Raw genomic sequence first — 26,233 nt, forward strand, 5'->3', positions numbered from 1 at the left:
TAATCCTCTTGGATTACACGTTTTCATATGTTACGCTTCTTCAGCTTCAATCACTCTGGATTGATCATGAAATGCCCCTTGATCAATTTCCTTTGTGACCTTACTTGTAATAAGACCGGATGTCATGCTTCCGCTGACATTCAAAGCAGTACGCCCCATGTCGATTAACGGTTCAATTGAGATTAACAAACCAGCGAGCGCGACAGGCATGTTTAATGATGATAAAACAAGAAGCGCCGCGAATGTGGCTCCGCCGCCGACTCCGGCAACACCGAAGGAGCTGATGGCAACGACTGCGATAACAGTGATAATAAACACCGGGTCAAATGGATTTTGGCCGACAGTCGGAGCAATCATCATCGCCAGCATCGCAGGATAAATGCCGGCACATCCATTTTGGCCGATCGAAAGACCGAACGAACCGGCAAAGTTTGCGATTCCCTCCGGTACACCCATGCTTCTCTGTGTTTTAATATTCAGCGGTAAAGCACCTGCGCTAGACCTTGACGTAAATGCAAATACAAGTACAGGCACCGCTTTTTTCAAATAAATCACCGGATTCAAGCCGCTGAACGTCAGCAGCAGCAAATGAATGATAAACATAGTGATTAACGCGGCATATGATGCAATCACGAACATGCCCAGTTTTAGAATGCTGTCAAGATCACTCGTTGCAATTGTTTTTGTCATGATGGCCAGCACCCCATAAGGCGTCAGTCTCAAAATGAGTGTGACAACACGCATGACAATGGCATAAACGGCATCAACCAGTTTTTTAAATGTTTCTGCCTGTTCCGGCTGTTTGTGTTTTACGCCGAGGAATGCCACTCCAAGGAAAGCGGCAAAAATAACGACAGCGATCGTTGAAGTCGGTCTAGCTCCCGTAAAATCTAAAAATGGGTTTCCAGGCAGCAGTTCAACAATCTGCTGCGGCAGCGTTTTCGCTGTCATATCCTCTGATTTCTGCTGAAGCTCCTGTCCCCGTGAAAGCTCTGTACTTCCTTGGTCAACCTGAATCGCCTGCAGATCAAATGAAAGCGCGGACGCGATACCGACAGCTGCAGCAACTGCTGTTGTTGCTACTAAAATCCCGATAATCAAACCGCTGATTTTCCCAAGATTTTTTGTCAGCTTCAGCTTTGTAAATGCGCCGAGAATCGAAATAAAGACGAGCGGCATGACAACCATCTGAAGCAATTTGACATATCCGCCCCCGGCAATATTAAACCAGTCGGCTGTTTGAATGACTATATTTGAAGTCGGGCCGTAAATCAGCTGAAGCGCAAATCCGAATACAATCCCCAGCCCCAGCGCAGTAAATACACGTTTAGAGAAGGAAACATGTTTTTTCTGCATAACAAAGAGCCCTAAGATAAGTAAAAATAAAATAAATACATGTAATACAACCAGTAAAGTCTCCAAAGCAGGTAAACTCTCCCTTCAAATTTTCTCATTTACTATATTACACTAATTCCGATGGGTCAAGTGCGAATTATTTTAACTTATCAATTCAAGTAAAAAAACCTTATATAATGCCTTTTTTGTTCTTTTCTTTCCCTTCCATCTTTAGTACCTTATATAAGGGTGATAATATTTGCTGAAAGAACTGTTTGTAAATTTGACCATTTTAATCACATTTAATTATCTCTTCACCCACCTGTTTAAAGAAAGGCTAGTACATAAAAAAGACAGCATATCTTTTCAAGCTGTTAAAGGACTGGCCTGCGGTTTGCTCGGGGTTATTCTAATGGTTTTTGGATTTAGCTATCAGCATTCAATTATTGATCTTCGAAATATCCCTATTATGATTGCCGCTCTTTATGGAGGCTGGGTTTCAACGGCAACGGCCCTGGCCATGATCACTGCAGGCCGCTTGCTGATTACGATGAACACATCTGCACTATACTCGGTTATTATCATTTGTATCGCTGCCATTCCGTCACTCATTGTTTCTAGAAGAAAAAAAGTTCAACTAAAACATGCTTTCTATCTTTTAATAATCACAAATAGCTTGATCTCCTTTTCCTTTTATTTTCTTATAGATTTACATTCATACGAACTTCATTTGTATTTTTGGATCATATCAATAGCGGGCGGCATGCTCAGTTTATATATTATTGATCATGAAACAAATGCACATCTTCTTTTTAAACAATATAAGTTTCAGGCGCACTTTGACTTTTTAACAGGCGTGTATAACCGAAGAAAGTTTGAAGAAACCACGAAAGCTCTGTATCAGCAGGCGGCCGATACCCCGCATTTTCAATTTGCACTGATTTATATGGATATCGATCATTTTAAGACCATCAATGACCAATATGGCCATCATGAAGGAGATCAGGTGCTCAAAGAGCTGGGGTTACGTCTGAAGCAGAGCATCCGAAATACTGATCCTGCCGCTCGGATCGGCGGTGAAGAATTTGCCGTGCTCCTGCCGAACTGTTCTCTTGATAAAGCAGCCCGGATCGCTGAACGGATCAGGAGAACTGTAAGTGATGCACCGATTGTATTAACAAACGGCGAAGAGCTTTCAGTTACGATATCACTAGGGGCCGCTCATTACCCCAATAATACGGAACAGCCAGGATCCTTGCCCATTCTTGCCGATCAAATGCTTTACAAAGCGAAAGAAACGGGACGGAACAGAGTGTGTTTTTCAGAAAAAAAAGAATGAATTCAATGTTCGAATTCATTCTTCCAATCTGAAAGACGTTTCAAAGGCAGGAAAGCCGGGACAAGATCTCCCTGGTATTCTTTTTCTATAAATGCCGCTGTATCATCAGCTTGATAAAGCTCAAGAATGGTTTGCAGCGCTTCCCGATCTTGATCCTCCGCTCTGACAACAATCAAATTCATCTCTTCCTCAGACATAGGTCCGCCGCTCTTTAGCGTATGCTTTTTCGGGTTCAGGCCCGCTTTTTTTGCTTCTGATGGTTTCATGACAAACACGTCGGCACCGCTCACTGCATCCTGTTGCCGGACAGCTTTTAATTTCAGGTGTCTCGGATTATCTTTAATCATATCAACTGAACCTGTTCCGTTAAATCCGTTTTTCAGCGTTAGCAAACCCGCTTCTTGGAGCACCGTAAGCGCCCTGCCAAAATCGAACGCTTTATCCGGAACAGAAACGACAGCTCCTCGCGGTATATCTCGGATTTGGTCATATCGTTTTGAATAAATGCCCATGGGCGTTATGTATGTCGTTCCGAGCGGTGCCAAATTAAGTTTGTATTTTTGAGTGAACGACTGAAAATATGAAATGGTTTGAAAGGCGTTGGCATCAATTTCTTTGTTAGCAAGTGCGATATCAGACTCCGCATAATCAGAAAAAGGGATCAGCTGAATATCCAGCCCTGCCTCTTCAGCCTTTTGAGCAATATAGTTCCATATTGCCCCGTCAGACTCAGCAATCCCGATTTTTATCGATTCATGTTCTGCAGACGGTGAACATGCAGTAAATGAAACGAGAAGAACAAGGACAAAACTGCATATAAGCCACTTTTTCATTGTGACCATACTCCTATCTATGTATTAGAGCATGCAAGCAATATCAGACATAAAAATCATACGCTCTCTTAGTTGATAAACGTTGTCATTTGTAATATTGATTAACTTTTACCTTACTCATATCCAATAAGGTTGTCAATTCCTATTACTTATCTTCCCAAAATGAAGAAATACTAAGGCAAACGTATGATCACATATCGAGAAAGCAGATGAATTTCCGCAAATAAATATCAAATTGAAAAATAAATATGGTATTTTCCGAAAAAAGTTTCAATAAGCAGTTGTTTTTTCCGAAGATTACTGGTAGAGTAAAGGTAATTATTTTTGTTCGAACTATCTTTAAGAAGAAAGTTTTGTAAGAGTTTTCGTCTTGAAAGTTTGTTAAGAGCAAGAATAGTGAATTTAAGCGTTATGATCGCTTTAGGAGGAAATTTCATGTTAGAAGGTAAAGTAAAATGGTTCAACTCTGAAAAAGGTTTCGGATTCATCGAAGTAGAAGGTCAAGACGATGTATTCGTTCATTTCTCTGCTATTCAAGGCGAAGGCTTCAAAACTTTAGAAGAAGGCCAAGCTGTTTCTTTTGAAATCGTTGAAGGAAACCGCGGACCACAAGCTGCTAACGTTACTAAAGAAGCGTAAGCATAAATTGATATGAAAAACTGCAGGTGCAAACCTGCAGTTTTTATTTTGACAAAAAAGCTGTTTTGCATAAGCAAAACAGCTTTCTTTATTAGTTTGCAATATCCCGCTTCATGAAGATTCCGAAAGCAAGCAACAGGAAGATGATAAAGTAGATCGCCAGCATGACGATAGAAAACGTCATAGTCATCCCTTTTATTAACGGTGTGCCATCCACATACTGAGTCAAGTCGACATTAGCAAACAATATATACTTTGCCCAGTCAAATTTCGCTGCAATAAATGCAGTTGCAGTCGTACCGGCAACCAACAAAAAGATGGAAAAACCAACCGCAAGAGAGCTGTTTCTAAATACCGCAGACAGCATAAACGCCATCGTCGCCACCATTAAAGCCGAGACGGATTCAGAAAGATACGTTGTGGCCAAATGCCCTATCATGTTTTGCTCAATGACATGGCCATCCTTATAGATTAAATGAATATTCGCGGCGGTTTCACCACCCGTTCCGAAGAAGATCAACCCTAATAAAGTAGAACCGATAAATAAAATCAACAGCAACAGGAGCCCAAACAGGAGAACTGTAATATATTTGGACATCAAAATTTGAAAACGGCTGAGCGGCCGAATCATTAATAGCTTAATCGTTCCCCAATTAAATTCGTTCGCGACAATTCCGGCCGCGATGATAATAGTAAACAGACCGGTAAGGATGGTAAAGTTTGCCGAATCCGTTACATAAGACCATACCGTATAGCCCGTGTCACTAGGGATATTATGCTCGATGCGATAGTCGTTGAGTGTGATTGTTTCTTTATACCCATCTTTCAGTGAAGGATCTTCTTTGATTTCTTTCTTTAATTCGGCGTTTTGTGCTTGAAGTTCTTGTTTCCAATGGGAATTTGATTCACCAGCAGAAAAATGATTCGCCAAAAATGCAAAACCAACCATTGTCAGCCCCAGAATTCCGATCATCACCCATGTTCCGGCTCGGCTGAAAATTTTGAGCCACTCATTATAAATCAAATTAAGCATGCTGAACCTCCTCTTTTGTTTCACCTGTCATTTCTAAGAAACGGTCCTCTAATGATTTTGTTATGACCTTGACCTCATAAATACGGATTTGCTGCATCACCAGCAATTCAATAACCGCAGGGACTTCCTCTTTAGCCAGTTTGATTTCTACACCATTTGTCTTACTCAGCAAATCGTACTGATTTAAAACAGTAGCGGCTTCACTCGGCTGCTCAACCTGGAAGAAATATGTATCATTCTCATCAATGTTTTCATCTTTTACATTTTGAATATCGATCAGCTTTCCTTTTTGCAGAATCGCAATTCGATCACACATCAGTTCCATTTCTGACAGCAGGTGGCTTGAAACGATGACAGCCATTCCTCTTTCTCGGGTCAGCTTCTTTAAATGATCTCTGATTTCTCTGATCCCCGCCGGATCAAGGCCGTTTGTCGGTTCATCCAAAATCAGCACTTTCGGATCGTGCAGAAGGCATTGTGCCAAGCCAAGACGCTGTCTCATCCCTAGAGAATATGTTTTCACCTTGTCGTGGATTCTGTCTGTTAAACCGACCAGCTCAACAACTTCATCAATTTTTTCCTTCGTGACACCCTTGACCATCCTTGCGTATTGCTGGAGATTTTTATATCCGCTCAAAAATTTATACAGCTCGGGATTCTCAACGATCGCTCCAATATGCTTAATCGCCTTGGCATATTCTTTCGTAATTGATTGGCCGCAAATGAGGACATCACCTTTCGACAGCTTCATTAACCCCACCATCATCCGGATGGTTGTCGTTTTCCCCGCTCCGTTTGGTCCCAAAAAACCGAACACCTCGCCTTCACGAATCGTAAAACTGAGATCATCAATGATCGTTCGGCCTCTGATGTTTTTAGTCACGTTTTTCAATTCCAACACTGTTTTCATCATATTCCTCCTCTTTCTAGCAAACTTCCATTTTTGATTTAAACCATTGCAAAACAGACATGCCTTCCTGTTCACGAATATCTTCTACTTCACGCTGCGCAACTTTTTCTCCATTGGCGAGGATGATTACTTCATCTAACAAAGTCTCAATTTCATCAATTTCATGTGTCGCGATCACGACAATCTGCTGCTCAAAATCAATGTACGACACAAGGCTGTTTACGATGGAATCCCTGACCATCGGATCAAGCCCGGAAAAAGGTTCATCAAGCAAGATGACGTCTGCCCGTCTCGCTAAAGCAAGAACGATTTTCAGCCGGCCCCGATTTCCTTTTGATAGCTTTTTGATCTTTTTTTCCGGATTCAGCTGCATCTCATTCAATAGCTTATAAGCCTGTTCTGTTTGAAAATCAGGAAACTGCGACTGATAAAAATTCACCATATCTTTAACAGTGAAATGCGGATAAAACATATCAAGCTCAGTAAGATAAGCCGTTTGACGCACCATTTCTCTCGTAACCTGCTCTTCATCAACTTTCACAAATCCTGAAGTCGGAAACAGAAGGCCAGCCATCATTTTCAGGGTCGTTGACTTGCCGCTGCCGTTCGGTCCGATCAGGCCATAAATCCGTCCGGATGATAGGGTGATTGACACATCATTGACGGCCGTATGGCGGCCATATTTTTTTGATACATGTTCTAGCTTGATTTCCATTTTAGCCTCCCTCTGTGAATGTTTTAATCCCTTCTACCATTTCCTCTTTCGTTAGCCCCAGCTCTTTCATTTGCTTGACAAATCCTTCCAGCACCTCTCGTGTCAGCTTGTCTTTCAGCTCGTCTACGATTTCTGCTTTTTCCGCAATAAACGTCCCTTGACCTCTTCTTGTCTCCACAATACCCAGCCTTTCCATCTCACTGTAAGTTCTTTGAATTGTATTGGGATTTACCTTAGTTTGAATCGCCATTTCTCTTACTGAAGGAAGCTTGTCTCCTGGGAGCAGCTCCTTCCTGACCAGCCTATAAAAGATCTGATCAGCGATCTGCAGATAAATCGGTTTCGAGGATTGGAATTGATTGTCCATATTTACACCTCTACTTTACGATCAAGCAGTTTTGAAGCCATAATGAGCAGCAAGAATGTGATGACTAAAGTAATAGGCAACCCTAGCACAGACAGATGGATAGGTTTTAATTCCAATCTCCAAACATTGTGGAAGTGGAAATCAAAATTGCAATAGACTGTTACAGGCCAGAAATGCTTTTGAGATTCAACCAAAGGGCTTATGATGTATTCATCGAAGAATAACCACACTGCAACCAACAGAACCATCGCAGCCCACCGCATTCCGCGCCAATTTCTGAGAGAGTGAAAAACAGTCCAAAACACAATGACTGTTACTGACATATCTAACGAAGAAATAAGCCCATACATATTCAGCAAAGCAACTGTACTCGTTATATCAACTTGATGCTCCAGCAGATTTTTTACAGAGAGCATATGATATATCCATATGCCATAGGCTGTTAATGCCAACTGAATCACAAATTGATAGAGCAAAGATGCTGCCAATTTAGAAGAAAACAGCCAGAAGCCGCCATTTGGATTGTACAGCCAAAGCTGTGATTTCCCTTCCTTGCGAAGGTGATAAAACACAAAAACAGGAGATAAGAAAAGCAGAAAAAAAGCAACTGCAACAAAAAAACCAAAAATGACTAGAGGTTCTTTCGTGCGAGAAGCTATAATATGGCCTGTTCCCAATAAGAAAATGATTCCGCATATCCATACTAGCAGCCACATTCTTGAAAGCTTGATATCTTTCTTTAATAAACCTAAAAAAGAATTCATGTCTTTACCTCCCGGAAAAAATCCTCGGTGTATGAGTAACATAGTACACTAGATCAAGATGGAATACAACATATTCCATGGATTTATTTGATAAAAACATAATTGATGGAAACAGCAAAAAAGGCAAACCCGCATGAGTAAACGGATTTGCCTTTTTCATTACTTTTTCTTATTTTTCATAGAGAGCAGCGCATCACGATAGCTGCGGTCCTGCATTTTGTCACTTTCCTCAGTGACCTCTTCTTCTGCATGAACTTCATCAGAATGCTTAAACTTTTGCAGCGCCTGCCTGTAAATATCATCACCCATTGTGTCACGCTTCTCTTTTGGAGAATCGTTTTTGACAACGGATGGCGTATGCTCGGCAGCCCTTGCTTCAGCAGGGTAATGCGCTTCGTTTTTTTCCTCTTCTGGAGGTGCGATTCTATCGGTTGCTTCTTGCTTCTCAGGTCCAGGTGAGGCGTTGCGGACGTTAAATGTAATAAGGGCCGCAATGACAATGACAGCAGCAATTATTGCTATAATAATGGCCATTTCAACCTCTCCTTACTGTCCTGCTGTTAGGTTTCCTGTGACTTGGCTGACACGTCTTCCCAACGCGCGTCCAAGCTGAATACCTTCCTCAGACATTAACTCATCACTGTCTACCGGACAAGTGACACCTGCTCCGTAATAAGAGCCATAAAGTGCGTTTTCAGGCACGTTGCCAGGCAGTCCGACAACAATCATGCCTTGGTGGAACATCGGCGTGATTAAATTGTGCATTGTCATTTCCAAGCCGCCGTGTGTTGTTGCCGTTGTGCAGAAGACAGCACCGACTTTGTTGATCAGCTCGCCTTCAGCCCACAAGTAGCCAAGTCTGTCGATCCAAGTTTTAAGACCGGAGCTGATTGTTCCGAAATGCCCTGGGCATCCCCAAATAATCGCATCCATATCTTTAAGCTTGCGGATATCAGCCTGATCTACATGGTCGATGAACACTTCAGCCGCGTCGTTTTCTCGCGCGCCTTCAGCAATTGCTTCTGCAAGCACTTTAGTATGTTCGCCTTCACTATCATACACTACATAAATTTTCATTCAGGAAACCTCCCTGTACAGATTAAGATTCCTTAGCTTCTTTTGGAGCAGGAAGTAATGAAAGCTCCTCTTTTTTCTTCTTACGCAATTTATCTTTTCTGACGTCACGCAGGAAGATACTTAAAATCAAACCTGCTACACAGAATAAGGTTGCCCACATAAAGGCATCATTTATCCCCATGACATTAGAATCGAGTGACGCGTGTTTATAAATATGTGAGTACACATATGTTTTCGCCGTATCATAAGACACATTCATATTCACCATTAAATTCGAAACTGCATTTTGGAACGCATGGAGGAAGTTCGGGTCCGCCGTGCTTGTTTTATCTGCAATTTGTGAATAATGGAATGTCGTCCGGTTTGTATAAATCGTCGTAATTAAACTTGTTCCGATTGATCCGCTGATTTGGCGAAGCGTGTTGCTCATCGCCGTTCCGTGGCTGTTCAGACGGGCAGGAAGCTGGTTCATCCCGGCTGTCATGACTGGCATCATTAAGAGAGACATACCAAATGCACGAATTGAATAGATCAGCATGATGTGTGTATATGGTGTATCAATTGTCAATTGCGTGTATTGATAGGTTGTTACCACTGTCACGAGAAGCCCGATAATCGCAAGCGGTCTCGGTCCGAATTTATCGAACAAAATACCTGAGATCGGTGACATAATCAGCATAACGATCGCACCCGGAAGCAAAAGCAGACCGGATTGAAGCGCCGTAAAGCCGACCAGGTTTTGCAGATAGATCGGTAAAAGGAACATACCAGTGTAAAGTGCCACTGTAATAATGATATTAATGACACTCGAGAGTGAGAAAATGTCATATTTAAACACTCTGAAATCAAGCATCGGATCATCATGACGCAATTGCTGAACAACAAAAGCAACAATTGCAATGGCTCCGATAATAACTGTAGACAATACAATCGGGTCGGTCCAGCCGTCAGATCCGGCTTCACTGACCCCGTATAATAAGGAGGCGAATCCGACAATCGAGAGGATTGCGCCAAGAGTATCGAGTTTGATTTTTTGCGGCTCCACCATATTTTTAAAGATGAAGAAAGCCACAATGATAACAATTGCGCCGATCGGCACAAGTCCGTAAAACATAATGCGCCATGTATAATGCTCAATAATCCATCCGGAAAGAGTCGGGCCGACCGCTGGAGCAAACATCATCGCTAGCCCGAAAATCCCCATTCCTTTCCCCCTGCTTTCAGGCGGGAAAATTAACAGAATGGTTGTCATAACGAGCGGCTGCAAGATACCTCCGCCCACGGCCTGAATCAAACGGCCGATCAGCATTGTAGAGAAGTTAGGCGCGATACCGCAGACTAACGTACCGAGCGTAAAACAAAACATCGCGACGAGAAAGAGACTCCGCTGGCCAAATCGTGTAATCAGGAAAGCAGATAACGGAATCAATACACCGTTAACAAGCATGTAACCTGTTGTCAGCCACTGAATCGTCGTTGCACTTACGCCAAATTCAGTCATTAAGTGCGGCATTGCAACATTAAGCAGTGTTTGGTTTAGGATTGCCAAAAATAAACCCGCCATTAGCACAATCAGCAATGACATAGGGTTTTTTGCATTTTTTTCTTTGCCTGTAGCCATCTAAGACAACCTCCTTTCATGGTTTGATGACTGATCTGTTTTACTCAGAAATTTTAACAGATGCATTCATTCCAGGAAGCACCTTATCAGATGGGTTTTTGATTGAAATTTTCACAGGAATTTTTTGTGTTACTTTTGTGTAGTTTCCGCTTGAATTTGTAGATGGAAGCATATCAAAAGTTGAGTTAGTCGCATAGCCAATTTCTTCTACAGTACCGTCAAATGTTGTATCAGGGTCTCCGTCAACTACTACGTCTACACTATTTCCTACTTCAATATCCGCAATATCTGTTTCTTTAATATTTGCTGTGATGTATAGGTTGTCCATGTCAATCGTTTGTGCAATTGTTGTACCAGCTTGTACGGTTTGTCCGTTTTTCACTTCGTTTTTCACAATTGTTCCATCCATAATGGATTTTACGTCAACAGTTTGTTCGCCTTTGATTTTTGCAACTGTGTCGCCTTTTTTCACTGTTTTTCCTTCGTCCAGATCCCAGTCAGATACTTTACCTGCTGCTGGAGCAGTAATAGCAGCCATATCGCCCGCTACTTTTGCTTCATCTGTTTTTACGTAGTTTGTGCTTTGATAATAGTAATAAGCACCTCCAGCTATAATTGCAAGAACAACAATCAAACCGATAATGTTGGTCAGAATTAAACGTCCTCTGTTCATTTTGTTTTCTCCTTTCGTTTCATCCTCTATCATTTTGCGGAAAGCTGGTGAAAATATGTGAGAAGTTTTTAATTACCGCTTTTTTCTGAACAGCCTTCAGCAAGCTTCGTTAAGCTTCCGGCTAGTTTGCGCAAATACTGCAGCTGGGAGGTATCAAGCTTTTGGTACAAGCCAGCACCCATTTTTGCATATTGCACAGCGGCTTTTTCTATCAGTTCTTCCCCCTCTTCGGTTAACTGAATCATGACGATACGGCGGTCATCCGGACTGTCATATCGATTCATCAATTGGCGTTTATACAGAATATCTGTCATCCGCGTCACAGAAGCAGGCTTAAGATCAAGCGACATTGCCAGCTTGCTTAGCGGGGTGCTTCCGCTTTGATGAATTTTAAACATCAGCAAATATTGAAGGACTGTAATATCAAAAGGCTCAAGCACAATCTCCAATATCTTCTTCTGTTTTTTATATATCGCCCGAGACGTATCGAAGAGCTGTTCAAAAGTGAGCAAAGCACGTTCTGATTCAGTCAACTCCTTTTCACCTCATTCCTCAATAATAGTTCACAAGATAAAATATTAATAAATGAAAGAAGATTTGTCAAAGGAAAAATTTCTTTTTCTCCCGTATTTTTTTCGCAAGCGTTTTCTTGCTTTTATTAAATAAAAAAAAGCCCTGAAATGGGCTTTTCATTACGAAAATTGATGGCTTACACCAGACTCTTCATTTCTGAAAAAGTTCTTTAGAGCCTGAAAAACATCAGATTTCTGTTTTAAAATATAGTACTTAAATTTCTCATCTTTTACATTTTTATATGCAGACATTAACGTTGAATGCCTGTTGTACTGATTGACCTCGCCGTAGCAAAACAGATTGGCCTTCTTCATAATATCATTGACCAGCTTCACACAGCGCGCGTTATCAGATGTCAGGTTGTCACCGTCAGAAAAATGAAACGGGTAAATGTTATAGCGGGCGGGATTGTACTTTTCATCAATAAGCTCAAGCGACTTCCGATATACGGAAGAACAAATTGTTCCGCCGCTTTCTCCCTTTGAGAAAAAATCCTCCTCCGAGACCACTCTTGCTTCTGTATGATGGGCAATAAATTCAATTTCCACAGTCTCGTATTTTGTCCGCAAAAAACGGGTCATCCAGAAAAAGAAGCTTCTGGCCATGTATTTTTCCCAAACCCCCATACTGCCGCTTGTATCCATCATTGCTAAAACGACGGCTTTTGATTCGGGCTTTGTGATGTCATTCCACGTCTTATATTTCAGGTCCTCCGGATAAATTGGATAGAACGACGGTTTTCCTGACATTGCGTTTCGTTTAAAGGCTGACATCATCGTTCTTTTCTTATCAATATTACCGGTTAACCCTGTTTTACGGATATCATTAAACTCGATATCTGTATGAATGATATTGTCCCGCTCTTTTTGCTGGAGATTCGGAAGCTCTAATTCTTTAAAAAGCGCTTCTTCTAAATCCATTAATGAAACTTCCGCTTCATAATAATCCTCGCCTGCCTGATCACCGGCACCCTGCCCTTTTCCAGGCCCTTGTTTTTTGTCTGATCCATCCCGGGCCACAACATCTCCAACCTGGCTCTCGCCGTCTCCTTGCCCTACATGTTTATTTTTATCATAGTTATAACGGATTTTATACTCATCAAGTGAACGGATTGGGATCTTCACTACATCTTTTCCATTGGACATAATAATGCTTTCCTCAGTTACGAGGTCCGGAAGGTTGTTTTTGATCGCTTCCTGCACTTTTTTCTGGTGGCGCTGCTGGTCATCGATGCCTTTGCGATGGAGGGACCAGTTTTCCTCAGAAATCAAAAAATGGCCGCTGTCATTTTGGGACATGAATTCCCCTCCTTAACCATTTGTGGTCGTGATACATACGTATTCCGGCTTGTGCCAGATTATGAAACAAGTCTTTCGAAAAGATTTATATTCATCATATGCATAAAAGCACATTTAATTGACAAACTATTTAGAAAATGGGACAAAATAACCCGCCCTATTCGGACGGGTCACGTTGCTTATCGGTTCAGCAGGCTGCCGACATATTTCAGCAGCTCATTGGCGCTCGTCGAGTTGTAGCCGTGCTCATCAATTAAACGGGCCACGACTTCATTTACCTTTTTCAGCTGCTGCTCATCCGGCGTTTTTGTTGAGGTCGTAATTTTAACGACATCCTTCAGATCAGCAAACAGCTTTTTCTGAATAGCTTCACGCAGTCTTTCATGGGAATTGTAATCAAACCGCTTGCCTTTTCTCGCATAGGCCGAGATGCGGATTAAAATTTCTTCGCGGAACGCTTTTTTGGCGTTTTCCGAAATGCCGATCTGCTCTTCGATGGATCTCATCAGCTTTTCGTCAGGGTTCATTTCCTCTCCTGTCAAAGGATCACGAAGCTTGTTTTTATTGCAATAAGCCTCTACGTTATCTAGGTAATTGTCCATAAGTGTTTTTGCTGATTCTTCATACGAATACACAAACGCTTTTTGAACTTCCTTTTTCGCAATGTCGTCATATTCCTTGCGGGCGGCAGAAATAAAATTCAAATACCGCTCCCTGTCCTCGCTTGAAATTGATGGGTGCTGATCAAGACCTTCTTTTAAGGAGCGAAGGACATCGAGAGAATTAATCGATTCCATATTTTTTCTGATAATCGTTGAAGAAATCCGGTTGATCACGTACCGCGGATCAATGCCGCTCATGCCTTCATCATTATATTCTTTTTTCATATCCTCAACGTCGACAGAATTATATCCTTCCACACTTTCTCCATCATACAGTCTCATTTTCTTGACCAAATCAATATCCGACCGCTTCGGCTCCTTTAACCGGGTAAGGATTGAGAACATCGCGGCGACCTTCAACGTATGCGGGGCAATATGAACATCCGCCACATCGCTTTCTGCGATCATTTTTTCATAAATTCTCTCTTCCTCAGACACTTTTAAATTATAAGGAACCGGCATCACAATGATTCTTGAGTGCAGGGCTTCATTCTTCTTATTAGATATAAATGAGCGATACTCCGTTTCATTCGTGTGAGCCACGATCAGCTCATCAGCAGAAATTAACGCAAACCGTCCAGCTTTAAAATTCCCTTCCTGTGTCAAGGAAAGTAAATGCCAGAGAAATTTCTCATCACATTTCAGCATCTCCTGAAACTCCATCATTCCGCGGTTCGCTTTATTCAGCTCTCCGTCAAACCGGTAAGCGCGCGGATCTGATTCGGAACCGTACTCGGCGATTGTTGAGAAATCAATACTCCCCGTCAAATCGGCGATATCCTGAGATTTCGGATCAGAGGGACTGAATGTTCCAATTCCCGTACGCTTATCTTCTGAAAAGAAGATGCGCTCCACCTTCACATCCTCAATTCTTCCTCCGTACTCTTCCTCGAGCCTCATGACATTTAAAGGAGAAAGACTTCCTTCTATTCTAATGCCGTATTCTCTGTAAAAGTCATCGCGTAAATGATGGGGGATTAAATGTAGAGGGTCCTCGTGCATCGGGCAGCCTTTAATCGCATATACAGCGCCATTATCTGTCAGCGTGTACGCTTCGAGACCTTTTTTAAGCATCGTGACCAGCGTGGATTTACCGCCGCTCACAGGCCCCATCAGCAATAGAATCCGCTTTCTGACATCTAGACGTTTGGCAGCCGGATGAAAATACTCTTCCACAAGACGCTCCAGAGATTCTTCAAGCCCGAACAGCTCGCGGTCAAAAAAACTGTACTTCTTGCGTCCGTCAATCTCCTCTATCCCGCTGTCTTTTATCATATTAAAAACTCGAGAATGAGCAGATTGCGCGACCATCGGATTTTCTTTAATAATCTCCAAATAATCGGCGAAAGTTCCTTCCCATTTCAGCCGCTGCTCTTCCTCTCTGTACTGTTCAATTTTCTTTAATATATCCATAAGGACCTCCTCTATCATGTTTGATACACTATGCAAATAAGGTACTTTGATACAATCTATGCCGCCATCTCGTGATACATGCTTTGGTTTCTTAAAAATAAAGATACTTATACATCGTTGACAAGGCAGACCGCGACCGTTCATAATAAAGAAAAATACAGAATCATCCAGACTCGGACAGCACGGAAGAATTGAAGAGGGGGAGAGACGGTGAAAACAATCATCATGATGGGTGTCATTGTCACTTTTTTAGTATCAATTTTTACCGCAGGATACGAAAGCAAGCCTGGAAAAGAATAAAAAAGGGTGCTCCTGAAAGAGCACCCTTTTTGTATAACAGAACAATGTTTTACAGTTTTGTTTTTTCTTTAATCTGTGAATGCGGATCGCATTCATATTTGTTTTCGTACTCAATTGTTCCGATGCTGCATCCCGGCCCGATGATCACTTCTTTTCCCCTGACAACTGCCGCTTCGGTATTCTCCAAATAAACCCGATCTCCTTCTATGACATCGGCGATCAGTTTCCCTTTCTTCCGGTTAAAAAAACTCGCGCGTCTTTTCACTGTAATTGTTGTTCCGCCGATTTCCTGCACATGGCTTATATCATGGCTCAATCCCAGCTTGATCTCACCCGAATTTAATAACCCCGATACATCAACACAGCCTGTGACATGGAACATTTCTGTTTCACAATCACCTTTTACGCTAAGCTTCCCTTTCACATCACAGGATTCTCCAGTCATATTCCCGCCAATTTCAGTCTGGCCTTTCAGATTGAATCGATCAAATTGAAGTGAACCGCTGACTTTCATTGTCCCATATATATTGATTTTGCCGGCTGTCAGATCGCCTTTACATTCACTTTCTCCGAGCACACGCAGCCGCTCAGTCTCTGCTTTTCCGAGAAAAAGGCCCGTTCCGTATATGCGGCAGCCTACAGCAGACAGCCCTTCTCCAACTACACCTTCTCCTTTGATGCTGACATTGTGATACGCGCCTCCTGCGGCATGCCCAGCGCCATATAATTTTAAATTTCCCAGTTTTGTTGTCTCCATTACGATCCTCCTTACAACTTTGTGGATGTTTCAACCGACGCGCTTGGATCACAGGTATAGTCCCCACTGTATTCGACGGTTTCAATCTGGCAATCCGGGCCGATGACCACTTTATTTCCGCGCACGGTTTTCGCCTTTGTATTTGTCAATTCAATCACGTCACCTTCGATCAGCTCTGCTGTTAGAACAGGCTGCGGCATCAATCTGAGCAATGTCAGCATTCCTTTTCTGCAGGTCACTTGAAGATGGCGGCAGCCGATCTCCCGCACATAGCTTTCCCCTGCAGAAAGCTTAATGATCACCTGGTCTGCATTTAAAAGCCCGCTGATTTTGCATTTCCCTTCTGATTGAAAGGTTTCTGTTTCACAATCTGCTTCCATGACAGCTTTTCCGCTAATGTCAATGCCATCAGCCTTGACAGTGCCGCCAAATGTTGATGATCCAGCGATTTTCAATTGTTTTGCAGATACCTCTCCTTGAATAAAACCAGTGCCATTCATCCGGATAGATTCTGCTTCAACGTCTCCATGTATCTTTCCTGAACCGCTGATGGTTACCGCTTTCGCTTTGACGCTGCCGTCGGCTTTTCCGTTTCCATTAAAAGAAAAAGTGTCACACTCCACGTCCCCGGCCACTGTCCCGCTGCCATTAATCTCAACAGATTGAAATGTTCCTCCCTTTGAACTTCCTGACCCGTTTATCACCAGCTTTTCCACTACATCCATTGATGGCCCTCCTGCATAAATGTTGTTTTTAATTCCTCTGAAGCTTTTAATAAATCTACCCGTTCCACAACCTTTACGGATGATTCAAACAAAATGCTGTCCGCCGCAGCCGCTATAAAACAAGTTGTGACACCGAGCTTGCGGAGCACAATCAGCTCCGTCTGTTTTTCAATCTCTTCAGTATCATGCTTCTTTAATACCTCTGCAGCCATTTTTGCTTCTGCAAGGCCGACATTTCCAGACTGCAGCAGGCCCTCAAGCACAAACAGCGAAAGCAAATCGCTGGATGAAAAAACCGGACTTCCTCCGTCTTCTGAATAGGCTTCAAGAGCAGGCCTTGAAACCAAACCTTTATGAAGCAATTCATCAGCGGTCATGCTGACATCCTTCATTTTCGGCGACAGCATTTCCCTCATTTCATCCAAAGACAAATTTTCTTTCATCTTTTGAATCATTGATATACGTTTTAAAATCTCCTCTCTCGGAAAAAACGTCTCTTGCCCTGTAAATGTGGATTTACGAATAAACCATTCCTCAGGTATTAAGTTTTTCCGCTTCCATCGATACAGCTGACCGTATGAAATCGATGTTCTTTCAAGTAATTCTTTTTTAGAGATTAATTGTTCTTCCATAAGTCCAGCTCCTTTGATGGGTACATTGTAACATAACACTGTTACGTTGTTAAGCCCAAAAACGAAACAAAGCATTTCAACATCCGCAAAAAAACCCGCCCATCATCGATGAGCGGGTTTTTTCACTATTTTAAATCACGGTAATTTTGCTGGCGCAGCGCTTCATAAACAAGAATCGCGGCAGTATTGGACAGATTTAACGATCTGACGTGCTCTGTCATCGGAAGACGCAGGCAGCGGTCCATATTATTTTGAATTAAATCTTTTGGCAAACCGCTTGTTTCTCTTCCGAACACGAAGAAATAATCCTCGTCAAGATCAGTGTAATCAAATGATGTATGAGGCTGCTGGCCAAATTTTGTAATAAAGAAAAACTTGCCTTTTTTATATGCCTCAAACAATTCTTCTAACGAATCATGATACACAACGTTAACAAACTCCCAATAATCGAGTCCGGCACGCTTCAGCATTTTATCATCCGTTGAAAAGCCGAGCGGACGAATCAGGTGTAGCGTTGTATTGGTTGCTGCACAAGTACGTGCAATATTCCCTGTGTTAGCGGGAATTTCTGGTTGATATAAAACGACATGTAATGCCACAATGTTCACCTCTGTTTTTCTTATCCGCCCATCATTATAACATTAATTACTCTTTTGTCGTATCATCAACGATATGAAAAAAGGCATATCGTATTGACGGCGTGTATGCCGTAGAATCCTCATATGACCAATACCTCATCCGGCTGTCATAGGTCTGGGCGTTGACAAGCGGCATATTGCCTTTGTCCTTTGCCACGACAATCGTTGTATGATTAAACCGGCCGTCTCCTTCGAAGTCATAGCAAATCACATCGCCCGGCATCAGCTCTTCCGCTGATTTCACCCGCACCGCACGCAGTCCGACCTTTGAATTCGACAAATACATTTTCATAGAGTGAGCCACCGTCCAGCTGTAGCTCCATGAGCTTTGTTTCATCCACCAGCCTGATCCCCTGTTCGGATGACCGCGCATCGGCGCGCCTCCTGCATGAAGACACTGAGAAATAAAATTGGTACAGTTATCGCTGAAATTTTTATAAGCAGGATTGCGCTTGTTCCAAAATTTCTCGGCATATTGGACAGCGCCGAGACGATCGTATTGAAAAGCCCTGCTAAACGCTTCTCTTTCCTCTTCAGCTTCAGAATAGTCAATAATACTGGTCCCTTCATGAAATCCAGCCGGCTTTTTCGCAATTTCCTGATCACTAATCAAAATGTGATCATACAGGAAAGCCATTCGCTCCTCTATGTGCTCTTCTATATACAAGCTGTCATCTTGTTCCTTACACACGTATTCGTAATGGATGGTATACGAAAGGCAGGTCGTTCCGTCATCCTCAACCCGCACATGATTAATCACGGCCTTTGCTTTCGCTTTTATGATGTCAACTTTACGTTTTTCCAGAAGCTTTTTCTTACGCTCCATGACTTTAAGGTCTCCGACTTGAGACTCCTGTCTCATAGCATGCCCGTTAACCAGAAAGCCCAGCCGCTCCTCCGCTAATTGTTCTAAAATGTGCTTCAAGCTCACCCCACCCGCCATACTTTTTTATAGAGAAAAAACACTTGGATGATCTCAAGTGTTTTTTCCTTCTGCTCTATACGTATGTCAGGACAAGCCTTGTTTAGTCATGCCTGAAGCTTTTAGCAAATCAATTCCTTTTTCAATTTCCAACTTTGCCTCTTCATCCTTCTCTTTTTCCAGCGCTTTTTCAAGCTCTTCCGCGTAGGCGGGGTCTCCGATTTTTCCGATTGCCCATGCGGCTGTCCCCCTGATGACAGGACGCGGATCCTTATGCATCAGTTCCGCCAATTGAGGCAGTGCGGAAGCATCCTTAAAATGCGCAAGCGCGAGAATGGCGTTTCGCTGAATCGGTTTTTTCCCGCGCCAAGAACCTGAGACATGCCCGAATTTCTCCTTAAATTCCCGATTGCTGATGGTCAAAAGCGGCTTCAATAACGGTTTGGCAATCTCAGGATCAGGCTCCATTTCCGGATGAAGATGAAAATCCTTCCCTTTATTGAGAGGGCATACCGTTTGGCACGTATCGCACCCGTACAGGCGGTTTCCGATTTTTGTCCGGAATTCATCAGGCAAAAATCCTTTTGTCTGGGTCAGAAAAGAGATGCAGCGCTGCGCATTAAGCTGCCCGGGATTAACCAGGGCTCCCGTCGGACAGGCGTCCAAGCATTTCGTGCAGGACCCGCACATATCTTCAATCGGCACATCAGGCTCAAAAGGGATATTTGTGATCATTTCCGCCAAATACACATAAGAGCCATACTCAGGTGTTGTGATCATACAGTTTTTCGCACTGAATCCAATTCCGGCACGTTCCGCAACGGCGCGATCAGACAATTCACCTGTATCAACCATTGACTTCGTTCTGATATCCTCATGCTTGCTTTTTAGAAAATCCTCCAGCAGATCAAGCTTTTCCCTCAGCACATCATGATAGTCTTTTCCCCAGGAAGCTCTGCAAAAAATGCCCCTGCGCTCAGTTCTCGTGCTTCTCGGCGCATCCTTCATTTTGGAAGGATATGCGAGAGCAATTGCCACTATTGATTTCGCTTTCGGCAAAAGAAGCTTCGGCGTCACCCTTTTTTCGATATCCGGCTCTTCAAAGCCGGAGAGATAGCCGAGTGATTCTTGAAGAATCAAACGGTCTTTTAAACTGTCAAAAGTATCAGCAGTCGTAAAACCAATCTTGTCCACGCCAATGCTTTTCGCGTATTCAATTAATTCTTCTTTGAGCTGATAAACGTTCATGTTTTGCACAGCCTCCTTTCTTTGTGATAAAACGATACAGCGTTTATAATAGGTTGATATCACGTAACTGGAGTGAATGCTAGTGAATATCAAACTTGATTCTGTTATTACTGAACGTGCGGCCGGCTTACGAGCAGCGGCTGTCATTTATGAGAATATCGAAGTCGGCTCCTCACCGCAAATGCTGAAAGGCAGACTCCGCCTGTTTCAAGAATCCTTGTTTTTCGACTATGCGGACGGCGGTATATCCGATGAATCCTTCGTCAAGGAATGGCAGGAACTCTTTAAACAGCTTAACCCGTCATTTGAGGGAGAAACAACCCCAATGGAGGACATGCTGGTCCCGATATCCAAGGAACAATTCATGGAAAGTAAAGACTCGGCCCATGATACAATCGATTTTTTCGCATTAAAATATTCTCTGCCTATTATGATTTATGATGCCGGAAAGCTTCATGAGCCGGTCCGGATCTCATTGGGAGAAAAAGAAAACATACTGCTTTTCTCTGATGAAAACGGCATTTTTGGCGATTTCAAAAACAGCGTCAACCACTATCCCGTTTCAAACGAGACTAAGAATATGCTGCAAATCATTTTTTTCCCGCCATCGATTGAGAAAAGCAGCGCTGTTAACCTCTTATCATCATTAACGAAAATGTTTGAACAAATTCACGGCGGCACCCATACAGTACATTGGCTTACGTAAAAGAACACGAATACCGTGTTCTTTTTTACATAAAAAAACGCAATACTTCGTTTATCTGAGAAACGAAACACTGCGTTAATAACGTATGTATGGAGCGGGTGATGAGAATCGAACTCACGACATCAGCTTGGAAGGCTGAGGTTTTACCACTAAACTACACCCGCATTTGTGGTTGTCAGCAACAGTACCGCTCTGACTTTTTTTATATTACATGTTTATTTATTTTTCGTCAAGGGAATATAAAAATTTTGTCGAAAAAAAGTTATCTTTTTGTAAAGTTGTTAAGTTCCATTTACATAATGTTAAGTATACTATACAATATAATCAATCGAGATTGTGAAGGGGACAGACGTCATGATGAAAAATAAAGTAAAAGAGCTGAGGGCACGCTTCGGCTATTCTCAGGAAAAACTCGGAGAAACGGTCGGCGTCACAAGACAGACTGTGGCAGCGATTGAAAAAGGCGATTATGTTCCCTCACTGCTGTTAGCACTGAAAATCTGCAAAGCCTTCTCCATGAAAATGGAGGATGTCTTTTGGTTAGAGGAGGAAAACTAAGATGAGCATGAAAACAAAAGCAGCTTTTCACCTTGTATTATTTGGCCTTGCATGCTGGACGCTGATTTCATACTTTGAAGCCTCAGAAGGCATAGCATCTTTTTTCGGCACAAAGAGCGGCGGGATGGTATTTGAATTAAACCTCACCCCCTTTATTCTGTTTGTTGCGGCGTCTGCGGTTTATTTGTACTTACAGAAAAAAAGCCGCCCTGCCAGAAAGCAGCTTCTTCTGCCTGATGAGTTTGAAGAGCAGGATGAAAGAGAGCAGATGATGACGGCAAAAGCATGCCGCGCGTCATATATCGCTGTCTACTTCTCGCTGCCTGCCGCAGCCGTTCTTCTCATTTTTTATCCGCTATTTCAATCGCGTATTCCGTTTTTCCCTATTATTATTGTGTTTATCATCATGATCATCCAGCACCTTTCCTACGTCATCTCTTTCAAGAAAAACGAAAAAAACTCCGGCGCGCTGTAATCGGCCGGAGTTTTTTCTTACCAGCTTGCTTTTTTCACACCGGGAATCTGGCCTTTATGGGCCAGCTCCCTAAAAGCGATTCTGGACATTTTAAACTTCCTCATATATGCTCTCGGGCGCCCCGTTACCATGCAGCGGTTGTGAAGCCTTCCCGGTGCTGAATCTCTTGGCAGCTTGCTGAGTGCCTCGTAATCTCCTTTTTCCTTCAACTCGCGTCTAATATCAGCGTATTGTTCAACAAGCTGTTGGCGTTTTAACTCTTTTGCCACTTTTGATTTTTTAGCCAAGTCACATAGCCTCCCTTTTAAATCGAAATTATTACGATTTAAAATGTATCATGCACCATTCAAAAAAGCAAGCATACCGCTTTGTAAAACAGACGGCCTGAAGCCGCCCATTCTAATGATGCAATTCCACATAATACAGTAACGCATCTTGATGCTTAATGAGCTCTTTTTTATGTTCAGAGGTGTGCATTGTCTCGTCAGTCCCTCTAATACTGCTGCCGATCAAAGCAGGCTTCTCGAAAGTAATCGGTTCCGGCGATGAAATATTCTGAGTCATTTCCTGTGTTGTGCTATCGTCGCGTTTCACCGATGAATCAGCCGCTATAGTTCCCTGTTTATCTACAATGCCAAAATGAATGGTGGTATGTTTATTCTTTCCTTCCCCCTCTTCATTCTCAAAATAAACAAATTGTATGGTATCGGGTTTTTCCTCTGAATAATCTGCACGAACAGGTCCAAACCTCTCAACAAGCTTTCCCTTTTGATAATGTTCGATGTACATGTCAGCTGAAGAAATACCTTCACCGATATTGACGGCTTCAGCAGTGAATGCCTGTGAAGCTGCAACATCCATTCTGTTTTTTTCAAGTTCTGATATGTCCGCCGCTTTGATTTCCATCTGTTTTGAATGTCCGCATGCTGACAGCATAGCTATGAGGCAAATGACTGCCGCGCTTCTCAATGTTTTCAGAAAAAAAGCCCCCTTTTTTTGAATATCATACCATGTTCGGGGACTGTATTTTAGTTAAACTCATGCATTTTTCTCTTTGACAAAATAAGTGTTTCCTACCGCTTCTCCCCTTTTGTTCTGAAGCTTTCTCGTCCGATCATTTTCAAACGGCAAAAGCGGAAATACAAGCTCTGCAAAATAATACGCTTCTTCTAAATGCGGATAGCCGGAGAATATAAACGATTCTATGCCGAGTGCCTGGTACTCCGCTATCCGGTCGGCAATCGTCTGCGGATCACCGACAAGAGCTGTTCCTGCCCCTCCTCTGACCAGGCCGATCCCCGCCCACAGATTCGGACTGATTTCAAGCTTCGTCCGATCGCCTTGATGAAGGACGGCCATCCGCTGCTGGCCTGAAGAGTCGTAACGGCTCAAAGCTGCCTGCGCTTTGGCAATGGTGTCATCATCCAAGTGGCTGATCAAGCGCTCAGCCGCTTCCCACGCCTCTTGTTCAGTTTCACGGGCAATGACATGCAGCCTAATACCAAATCGAACGGATCTCCCTTCTTTTGCCGCTTGCTTTTTGACTCTCTCTATCTTTTCTTTTACTTGTTCAGGCGGCTCACCCCATGTCAAGTATACGTCTGTATGCTTTGCGGCAGCTTCAATCCCAGCCTGTGACGAACCACCGAAATAGATGGGCGGATGCGGCTCTTGCTGCGGCGGGAAAAGCAGATTGCTGTTTTCCACTTTTATATGCTTTCCTTCATAGGAAACCGTTTCTCCCTGCAAAAGTCTCCGCCAAACGGTTAAAAATTCGTCTGTTGCTTCATAGCGCTCATCATGGCTGATAAACAGGCCATCGCCTGCCAGCTCATACGGATCGCCCCCAGCCACAACGTTGATCAGCAGCCGGCCGTCTGAAATGCGGTCTAGGGTGGACGTCATTCTGGCTGCCAGAGAAGGCTGCATTAAACCAGGTCTTACCGCGACTAAAAACTTTAAGTCCTTTGTTTCTCCTGCCAGCGCCGACGCTGTAAGCCACGGGTCCTCGCACGATCTTCCCGTTGGCAGAAGAACTCCTGTATATCCCAGCCTGTCTGCCGCCTGCGCGACTTGTTTAAAGTAAAGATGATCCGCAGTCCGTCCATCACTTTCAGATCCTAAATATCTCGCGTCTCCATGAGTCGGTATAAACCAAAGAATTTCCATATTCATCTCCCCTTTATATCTTTTATCCTTCGTAGCTGTTTCTCCACTTTAACAGCTTTCGTTCCAGCAGCCTGACGAAGGAATCCGTCAGCTTTCCAACCACTGCAAAAATGATAATCCCTGCAAAGACTTTATTCGTTTGTGAAAACTGTCTCGCATCCATGATCATATAGCCGACTCCCGAGCTTGAGCCCATCAGCTCTGCCACAACGAGCCCGAGCCATGCAATGCCGAGCGATAAGCGAATGCCTAGCAATATATTGGGCAGGGCTGCCGGCAATATCACTTTGGATATCTGCTGATGCCATTTAAATTCAAGCACCCGGGCGACTTCAAACAGCTTCGCGTCAACCCCGCGGATGCCGTTAAACGTATTGATATAGACAGGAAAGAAGGCACCGAGCGCAATCAGCAAAATTTTAGATACTTCGTCAAATCCGAACCATAAAATAAACAGCGGCGTGACGGCCAGATGAGGTACGGTTCTAAGCATTTGCAACGACGGATCAAGATACAGCTCCGTCCGTTTGGAGAATCCGGCCAAAATCCCGATCATCAATCCAAGCCCCGCGCCAAGCAAAAAACCAAGCGCCGCCCGATAAATGCTGATTTGCAGATGGCCGAACAGTTCGCCGGACAAAATAAGCTCCTTAAAGGTCAGAACAATCGTAACAGGTGTAGGCAGCACTGTAGCGGACACAACCCCCAGCCCGCCGATGACCTGCCAGATGGCAATGATGACAGCGGGCAGTAAAAGCCCCTTCATCCAGCCATATCTCTTCCTTCCGGGCTTTTTTCGCACCGCTTCCGCATTCGTTTTGGGCAGCGAGCCCGCAGCCTCTGCTTTCATCATTGATCACCTCCTGAGGAATGTTCCTTTAATGCTTTTTTGATAAAAGTGTTATCGACAACATCCTTCACATCAATCTTCTTATCTATCGCCTTTGTTCGAAATTGAAAATCTGCTGTTTCCTGCTGCGCTTTCACAATGTCGTCACTGATGACCTCATTCAGAGGTTCAGTATTTTTCAGCACATTTTCGACGACCTTTTTATCGAGATCTTTAATGTCAGAATACAAGTCCGCTGCTTCATCCAGATGTTCCTTTTGCCATACAACGGCTTTATTAAACACCTTCAGAAAACGGACCACTTCGTCTGGATGCTCTTCTGAAAACTTTGTTCTTACTAAAGTAAAACCCGGTGAATATAAATCTGTGCTTTCTCCGTTCACAAGGATTTTTGCTCCGTGTTTCATTGTTTCTAAGGACAAGTACGGCTCCCAAATGGACCAGGCATCAACAGATCCGTTTTCGAATGCGGAAGCTGCTTCATCAGGCTGAAGCTGAATAATTGTCACATCGTTAGCTGACAACCCCACTTGATCAAGCGCTTTATACAAAAAATCAAACCCGCTGCTGCCTTTGGCGACTGCAATTTTCTTTCCCTTTAAGTCCTTAACGTCTTGAATGCCGCTGTTTTGATTGACAAGGATGCCGTTTGCTTTCAAACCGTCCTGAGACAAACCGATTTCTTTAAAGTCAATGCCTGCCGCCTGTCCAGCAATCACAGGCGAATTACCGACTTGAGAAAAATCAAGTTTGTCTGCCGCAAGGCCTTCAAATTGGGGCGGACCGCTTTGAAACTCCACCCATTTCACTTTGATGCCTTCTTTTTCAAATGCATCTTCGAACCAGCCTTTTTCCTTTGCGATCAAAAGCGGGCTTAAGCTTTGCTGAATACCAATACGAATTTCCTTCAATTGTTTGTGGTCACCGCTGGCTCCATTTGCTCCACAGCCTGCGAGCAGAAAAATAACGGCAACCAATACAATGAGTCCTTTTTTCATTTC

The 26,233-nt window shown here is 43.2% G+C and carries 31 protein-coding genes and 1 tRNA gene; 5 read left to right on the plus strand and 27 right to left on the minus strand.

Features of this window, described 5'->3' with window-relative positions; all coding sequences use genetic code 11:
* Positions 1–30: 30 nt before the first annotated feature.
* The gene (gene tcyP, locus ACZ07B_RS11730; protein ID WP_003244685.1) at positions 31–1,422 is read right to left on the minus strand and encodes an L-cystine transporter TcyP; all 1,392 of its coding nucleotides are present in this window, start codon (positions 1,420–1,422) and stop codon (positions 31–33) included.
* A gap of 172 nt (positions 1,423–1,594) precedes the next feature.
* Between tcyP and dgcK the strand changes: the two genes are divergently transcribed.
* Positions 1,595–2,674 carry a diguanylate cyclase DgcK gene (gene dgcK, locus ACZ07B_RS11735; RefSeq protein WP_464877210.1) on the plus strand — a complete coding sequence of 360 codons (1,080 nt, stop codon included), beginning with the start codon at positions 1,595–1,597 and terminating at the stop codon, positions 2,672–2,674.
* A 2-nt stretch (positions 2,675–2,676) separates the two neighbouring features.
* Here dgcK and ACZ07B_RS11740 read toward each other — a convergent pair whose 3' ends face one another.
* Positions 2,677–3,507, minus strand: a complete 831-nt coding sequence (locus tag ACZ07B_RS11740) for a MetQ/NlpA family ABC transporter substrate-binding protein (RefSeq protein ID WP_464877211.1) — start codon at positions 3,505–3,507, stop codon at positions 2,677–2,679.
* Between the two features lie 435 nt (positions 3,508–3,942).
* Between ACZ07B_RS11740 and cspB the strand changes: the two genes are divergently transcribed.
* Positions 3,943–4,146 carry a cold shock-like protein CspB gene (gene cspB / locus ACZ07B_RS11745; RefSeq protein ID WP_003224086.1) on the plus strand — a complete coding sequence of 68 codons (204 nt, stop codon included), beginning with the start codon at positions 3,943–3,945 and terminating at the stop codon, positions 4,144–4,146.
* A 91-nt stretch (positions 4,147–4,237) separates the two neighbouring features.
* Here the strand turns inward: cspB and ACZ07B_RS11750 are convergent, their stop codons facing one another.
* From ACZ07B_RS11750 to queG, 19 genes are all read right to left on the minus strand, one after another.
* Positions 4,238–5,179, minus strand: a complete 942-nt coding sequence (locus ACZ07B_RS11750) for an ABC transporter permease (RefSeq protein WP_072173890.1) — start codon at positions 5,177–5,179, stop codon at positions 4,238–4,240.
* On the minus strand, positions 5,172–6,089 hold the full coding sequence (locus ACZ07B_RS11755; RefSeq protein ID WP_029317524.1) for an ABC transporter ATP-binding protein: 918 nt from the start codon (positions 6,087–6,089) through the stop codon (positions 5,172–5,174). Before ACZ07B_RS11755 ends, ACZ07B_RS11750 begins: the two co-directional genes overlap by 8 nt.
* A gap of 16 nt (positions 6,090–6,105) precedes the next feature.
* Positions 6,106–6,804, minus strand: a complete 699-nt coding sequence (locus ACZ07B_RS11760) for an ABC transporter ATP-binding protein (RefSeq protein ID WP_015252494.1) — start codon at positions 6,802–6,804, stop codon at positions 6,106–6,108.
* Between the two features lies 1 nt (position 6,805).
* A complete protein-coding gene (locus ACZ07B_RS11765; RefSeq protein ID WP_015252495.1) occupies positions 6,806–7,171 on the minus strand; it encodes a GntR family transcriptional regulator in 366 nt (121 codons plus the stop codon).
* Positions 7,172–7,173: 2 nt separating this feature from the next.
* Positions 7,174–7,935 carry a hypothetical protein gene (locus ACZ07B_RS11770; RefSeq protein WP_123373283.1) on the minus strand — a complete coding sequence of 254 codons (762 nt, stop codon included), beginning with the start codon at positions 7,933–7,935 and terminating at the stop codon, positions 7,174–7,176.
* Between the two features lie 4 nt (positions 7,936–7,939).
* Positions 7,940–8,095 carry a hypothetical protein gene (locus ACZ07B_RS11775; protein WP_003233426.1) on the minus strand — a complete coding sequence of 52 codons (156 nt, stop codon included), beginning with the start codon at positions 8,093–8,095 and terminating at the stop codon, positions 7,940–7,942.
* Complete coding sequence (locus tag ACZ07B_RS11780; protein ID WP_003233427.1) at positions 8,095–8,469, minus strand: hypothetical protein; 375 nt, start codon at positions 8,467–8,469, stop codon at positions 8,095–8,097. Before ACZ07B_RS11780 ends, ACZ07B_RS11775 begins: the two co-directional genes overlap by 1 nt.
* A gap of 12 nt (positions 8,470–8,481) precedes the next feature.
* Positions 8,482–9,012 carry an NAD(P)H-dependent oxidoreductase gene (locus ACZ07B_RS11785; RefSeq protein WP_003233428.1) on the minus strand — a complete coding sequence of 177 codons (531 nt, stop codon included), beginning with the start codon at positions 9,010–9,012 and terminating at the stop codon, positions 8,482–8,484.
* 22 nt (positions 9,013–9,034) lie between these two features.
* Complete coding sequence (locus tag ACZ07B_RS11790) at positions 9,035–10,633, minus strand: MFS transporter (RefSeq protein ID WP_003233429.1); 1,599 nt, start codon at positions 10,631–10,633, stop codon at positions 9,035–9,037.
* 40 nt (positions 10,634–10,673) lie between these two features.
* Positions 10,674–11,339: a biotin/lipoyl-containing protein gene (locus tag ACZ07B_RS11795; RefSeq protein ID WP_014476241.1), complete on the minus strand. Its 666-nt coding sequence runs from the start codon at positions 11,337–11,339 to the stop codon at positions 10,674–10,676.
* A gap of 35 nt (positions 11,340–11,374) precedes the next feature.
* Complete coding sequence (locus ACZ07B_RS11800; RefSeq protein WP_003233431.1) at positions 11,375–11,839, minus strand: MarR family transcriptional regulator; 465 nt, start codon at positions 11,837–11,839, stop codon at positions 11,375–11,377.
* A 159-nt stretch (positions 11,840–11,998) separates the two neighbouring features.
* A complete protein-coding gene (gene yhbH / locus ACZ07B_RS11805) occupies positions 11,999–13,177 on the minus strand; it encodes a sporulation protein YhbH (RefSeq protein WP_217019796.1) in 1,179 nt (392 codons plus the stop codon).
* Positions 13,178–13,356: 179 nt separating this feature from the next.
* A complete protein-coding gene (gene prkA / locus ACZ07B_RS11810; RefSeq protein ID WP_003239626.1) occupies positions 13,357–15,252 on the minus strand; it encodes a serine/threonine protein kinase PrkA in 1,896 nt (631 codons plus the stop codon).
* 349 nt (positions 15,253–15,601) lie between these two features.
* A complete protein-coding gene (locus ACZ07B_RS11815) occupies positions 15,602–16,309 on the minus strand; it encodes a polymer-forming cytoskeletal protein (protein WP_161476344.1) in 708 nt (235 codons plus the stop codon).
* A gap of 11 nt (positions 16,310–16,320) precedes the next feature.
* Positions 16,321–17,034 (minus strand): bactofilin family protein, encoded by a 714-nt coding sequence (locus ACZ07B_RS11820; RefSeq protein ID WP_021479697.1) that lies wholly within the window; start codon positions 17,032–17,034, stop codon positions 16,321–16,323.
* Positions 17,025–17,666 (minus strand): YhbD family protein, encoded by a 642-nt coding sequence (locus tag ACZ07B_RS11825; protein WP_464877212.1) that lies wholly within the window; start codon positions 17,664–17,666, stop codon positions 17,025–17,027. The genes ACZ07B_RS11820 and ACZ07B_RS11825 overlap by 10 nt, the downstream gene beginning before the upstream one ends.
* Positions 17,667–17,791: 125 nt before the next feature.
* Positions 17,792–18,274, minus strand: a complete 483-nt coding sequence (gene trmL, locus ACZ07B_RS11830; protein ID WP_010886453.1) for a tRNA (uridine(34)/cytosine(34)/5-carboxymethylaminomethyluridine(34)-2'-O)-methyltransferase TrmL — start codon at positions 18,272–18,274, stop codon at positions 17,792–17,794.
* Positions 18,275–18,311: 37 nt separating this feature from the next.
* Positions 18,312–19,247 carry an amidase domain-containing protein gene (locus ACZ07B_RS11835; protein WP_464877213.1) on the minus strand — a complete coding sequence of 312 codons (936 nt, stop codon included), beginning with the start codon at positions 19,245–19,247 and terminating at the stop codon, positions 18,312–18,314.
* Between the two features lie 66 nt (positions 19,248–19,313).
* Positions 19,314–20,474 carry a tRNA epoxyqueuosine(34) reductase QueG gene (queG, locus tag ACZ07B_RS11840; RefSeq protein WP_464877214.1) on the minus strand — a complete coding sequence of 387 codons (1,161 nt, stop codon included), beginning with the start codon at positions 20,472–20,474 and terminating at the stop codon, positions 19,314–19,316.
* 82 nt (positions 20,475–20,556) lie between these two features.
* Between queG and ACZ07B_RS11845 the strand changes: the two genes are divergently transcribed.
* Positions 20,557–21,180 carry a hypothetical protein gene (locus tag ACZ07B_RS11845; protein WP_464877215.1) on the plus strand — a complete coding sequence of 208 codons (624 nt, stop codon included), beginning with the start codon at positions 20,557–20,559 and terminating at the stop codon, positions 21,178–21,180.
* Between the two features lie 90 nt (positions 21,181–21,270).
* Here ACZ07B_RS11845 and ACZ07B_RS11850 read toward each other — a convergent pair.
* A tRNA-Gly gene (locus ACZ07B_RS11850) sits at positions 21,271–21,344 on the minus strand.
* Positions 21,345–21,537: 193 nt separating this feature from the next.
* Between ACZ07B_RS11850 and ACZ07B_RS11855 the strand changes: the two genes are divergently transcribed.
* Together ACZ07B_RS11855 and ACZ07B_RS11860 are read left to right on the plus strand one after the other, a co-directional pair.
* On the plus strand, positions 21,538–21,738 hold the full coding sequence (locus ACZ07B_RS11855) for a helix-turn-helix transcriptional regulator (protein ID WP_009966860.1): 201 nt from the start codon (positions 21,538–21,540) through the stop codon (positions 21,736–21,738).
* A 1-nt stretch (position 21,739) separates the two neighbouring features.
* Positions 21,740–22,213: a membrane protein gene (locus ACZ07B_RS11860; RefSeq protein ID WP_014476230.1), complete on the plus strand. Its 474-nt coding sequence runs from the start codon at positions 21,740–21,742 to the stop codon at positions 22,211–22,213.
* Between the two features lie 17 nt (positions 22,214–22,230).
* Here the strand turns inward: ACZ07B_RS11860 and rpsN are convergent, their stop codons facing one another.
* The 5 genes from rpsN to ACZ07B_RS11885 form a co-directional block, all read right to left on the minus strand.
* Positions 22,231–22,500 (minus strand): 30S ribosomal protein S14, encoded by a 270-nt coding sequence (rpsN, locus tag ACZ07B_RS11865; protein WP_024573218.1) that lies wholly within the window; start codon positions 22,498–22,500, stop codon positions 22,231–22,233.
* A gap of 112 nt (positions 22,501–22,612) precedes the next feature.
* On the minus strand, positions 22,613–23,149 hold the full coding sequence (locus ACZ07B_RS11870; RefSeq protein WP_172861251.1) for a hypothetical protein: 537 nt from the start codon (positions 23,147–23,149) through the stop codon (positions 22,613–22,615).
* A gap of 102 nt (positions 23,150–23,251) precedes the next feature.
* The gene (gene ssuD / locus ACZ07B_RS11875; RefSeq protein ID WP_003245787.1) at positions 23,252–24,382 is read right to left on the minus strand and encodes an FMNH2-dependent alkanesulfonate monooxygenase; all 1,131 of its coding nucleotides are present in this window, start codon (positions 24,380–24,382) and stop codon (positions 23,252–23,254) included.
* A gap of 22 nt (positions 24,383–24,404) precedes the next feature.
* Complete coding sequence (locus ACZ07B_RS11880) at positions 24,405–25,235, minus strand: ABC transporter permease (protein ID WP_010886451.1); 831 nt, start codon at positions 25,233–25,235, stop codon at positions 24,405–24,407.
* Entirely contained in the window at positions 25,232–26,230 is a 999-nt protein-coding gene (locus ACZ07B_RS11885) for an aliphatic sulfonate ABC transporter substrate-binding protein (RefSeq protein ID WP_024572624.1), read from the minus strand. The genes ACZ07B_RS11880 and ACZ07B_RS11885 overlap by 4 nt, the downstream gene beginning before the upstream one ends.
* Positions 26,231–26,233: the final 3 nt, after the last annotated feature.

It is taken from the genome of Bacillus sp. 9.4 (assembly GCF_055486415.1).

Coding starts and splice junctions, on each gene's coding strand:
- ACZ07B_RS11795 (WP_014476241.1), bottom strand. CDS start 11,339: ATGATAGAGGATGAAACGAAAGGAGAAAACAAAATGAACAGAGGACGT.
- prkA (WP_003239626.1), bottom strand. CDS start 15,252: ATGGATATATTAAAGAAAATTGAACAGTACAGAGAGGAAGAGCAGCGG.
- ACZ07B_RS11835 (WP_464877213.1), bottom strand. CDS start 19,247: ATGGCGGGTGGGGTGAGCTTGAAGCACATTTTAGAACAATTAGCGGAG.
- ACZ07B_RS11815 (WP_161476344.1), bottom strand. CDS start 16,309: ATGGAGACAACAAAACTGGGAAATTTAAAATTATATGGCGCTGGGCAT.
- ACZ07B_RS11870 (WP_172861251.1), bottom strand. CDS start 23,149: ATGCTGTCAGCATGCGGACATTCAAAACAGATGGAAATCAAAGCGGCG.
- ACZ07B_RS11785 (WP_003233428.1), bottom strand. CDS start 9,012: ATGAAAATTTATGTAGTGTATGATAGTGAAGGCGAACATACTAAAGTG.
- queG (WP_464877214.1), bottom strand. CDS start 20,474: ATGAACGTTTATCAGCTCAAAGAAGAATTAATTGAATACGCGAAAAGC.
- ACZ07B_RS11760 (WP_015252494.1), bottom strand. CDS start 6,804: ATGGAAATCAAGCTAGAACATGTATCAAAAAAATATGGCCGCCATACG.
- cspB (WP_003224086.1), top strand. CDS start 3,943: ATGTTAGAAGGTAAAGTAAAATGGTTCAACTCTGAAAAAGGTTTCGGA.
- ACZ07B_RS11825 (WP_464877212.1), bottom strand. CDS start 17,666: ATGGAAGAACAATTAATCTCTAAAAAAGAATTACTTGAAAGAACATCG.
- ACZ07B_RS11740 (WP_464877211.1), bottom strand. CDS start 3,507: ATGAAAAAGTGGCTTATATGCAGTTTTGTCCTTGTTCTTCTCGTTTCA.
- ACZ07B_RS11765 (WP_015252495.1), bottom strand. CDS start 7,171: ATGGACAATCAATTCCAATCCTCGAAACCGATTTATCTGCAGATCGCT.
- ACZ07B_RS11790 (WP_003233429.1), bottom strand. CDS start 10,633: ATGGCTACAGGCAAAGAAAAAAATGCAAAAAACCCTATGTCATTGCTG.
- ACZ07B_RS11820 (WP_021479697.1), bottom strand. CDS start 17,034: ATGGATGTAGTGGAAAAGCTGGTGATAAACGGGTCAGGAAGTTCAAAG.
- ACZ07B_RS11855 (WP_009966860.1), top strand. CDS start 21,538: ATGAAAAATAAAGTAAAAGAGCTGAGGGCACGCTTCGGCTATTCTCAG.
- ACZ07B_RS11770 (WP_123373283.1), bottom strand. CDS start 7,935: ATGAATTCTTTTTTAGGTTTATTAAAGAAAGATATCAAGCTTTCAAGA.
- ACZ07B_RS11775 (WP_003233426.1), bottom strand. CDS start 8,095: ATGAAAAAGGCAAATCCGTTTACTCATGCGGGTTTGCCTTTTTTGCTG.
- ACZ07B_RS11750 (WP_072173890.1), bottom strand. CDS start 5,179: ATGCTTAATTTGATTTATAATGAGTGGCTCAAAATTTTCAGCCGAGCC.
- ssuD (WP_003245787.1), bottom strand. CDS start 24,382: ATGGAAATTCTTTGGTTTATACCGACTCATGGAGACGCGAGATATTTA.
- ACZ07B_RS11880 (WP_010886451.1), bottom strand. CDS start 25,235: ATGATGAAAGCAGAGGCTGCGGGCTCGCTGCCCAAAACGAATGCGGAA.
- ACZ07B_RS11780 (WP_003233427.1), bottom strand. CDS start 8,469: ATGGCCATTATTATAGCAATAATTGCTGCTGTCATTGTCATTGCGGCC.
- ACZ07B_RS11755 (WP_029317524.1), bottom strand. CDS start 6,089: ATGAAAACAGTGTTGGAATTGAAAAACGTGACTAAAAACATCAGAGGC.
- yhbH (WP_217019796.1), bottom strand. CDS start 13,177: ATGTCCCAAAATGACAGCGGCCATTTTTTGATTTCTGAGGAAAACTGG.
- ACZ07B_RS11860 (WP_014476230.1), top strand. CDS start 21,740: ATGAGCATGAAAACAAAAGCAGCTTTTCACCTTGTATTATTTGGCCTT.
- ACZ07B_RS11885 (WP_024572624.1), bottom strand. CDS start 26,230: ATGAAAAAAGGACTCATTGTATTGGTTGCCGTTATTTTTCTGCTCGCA.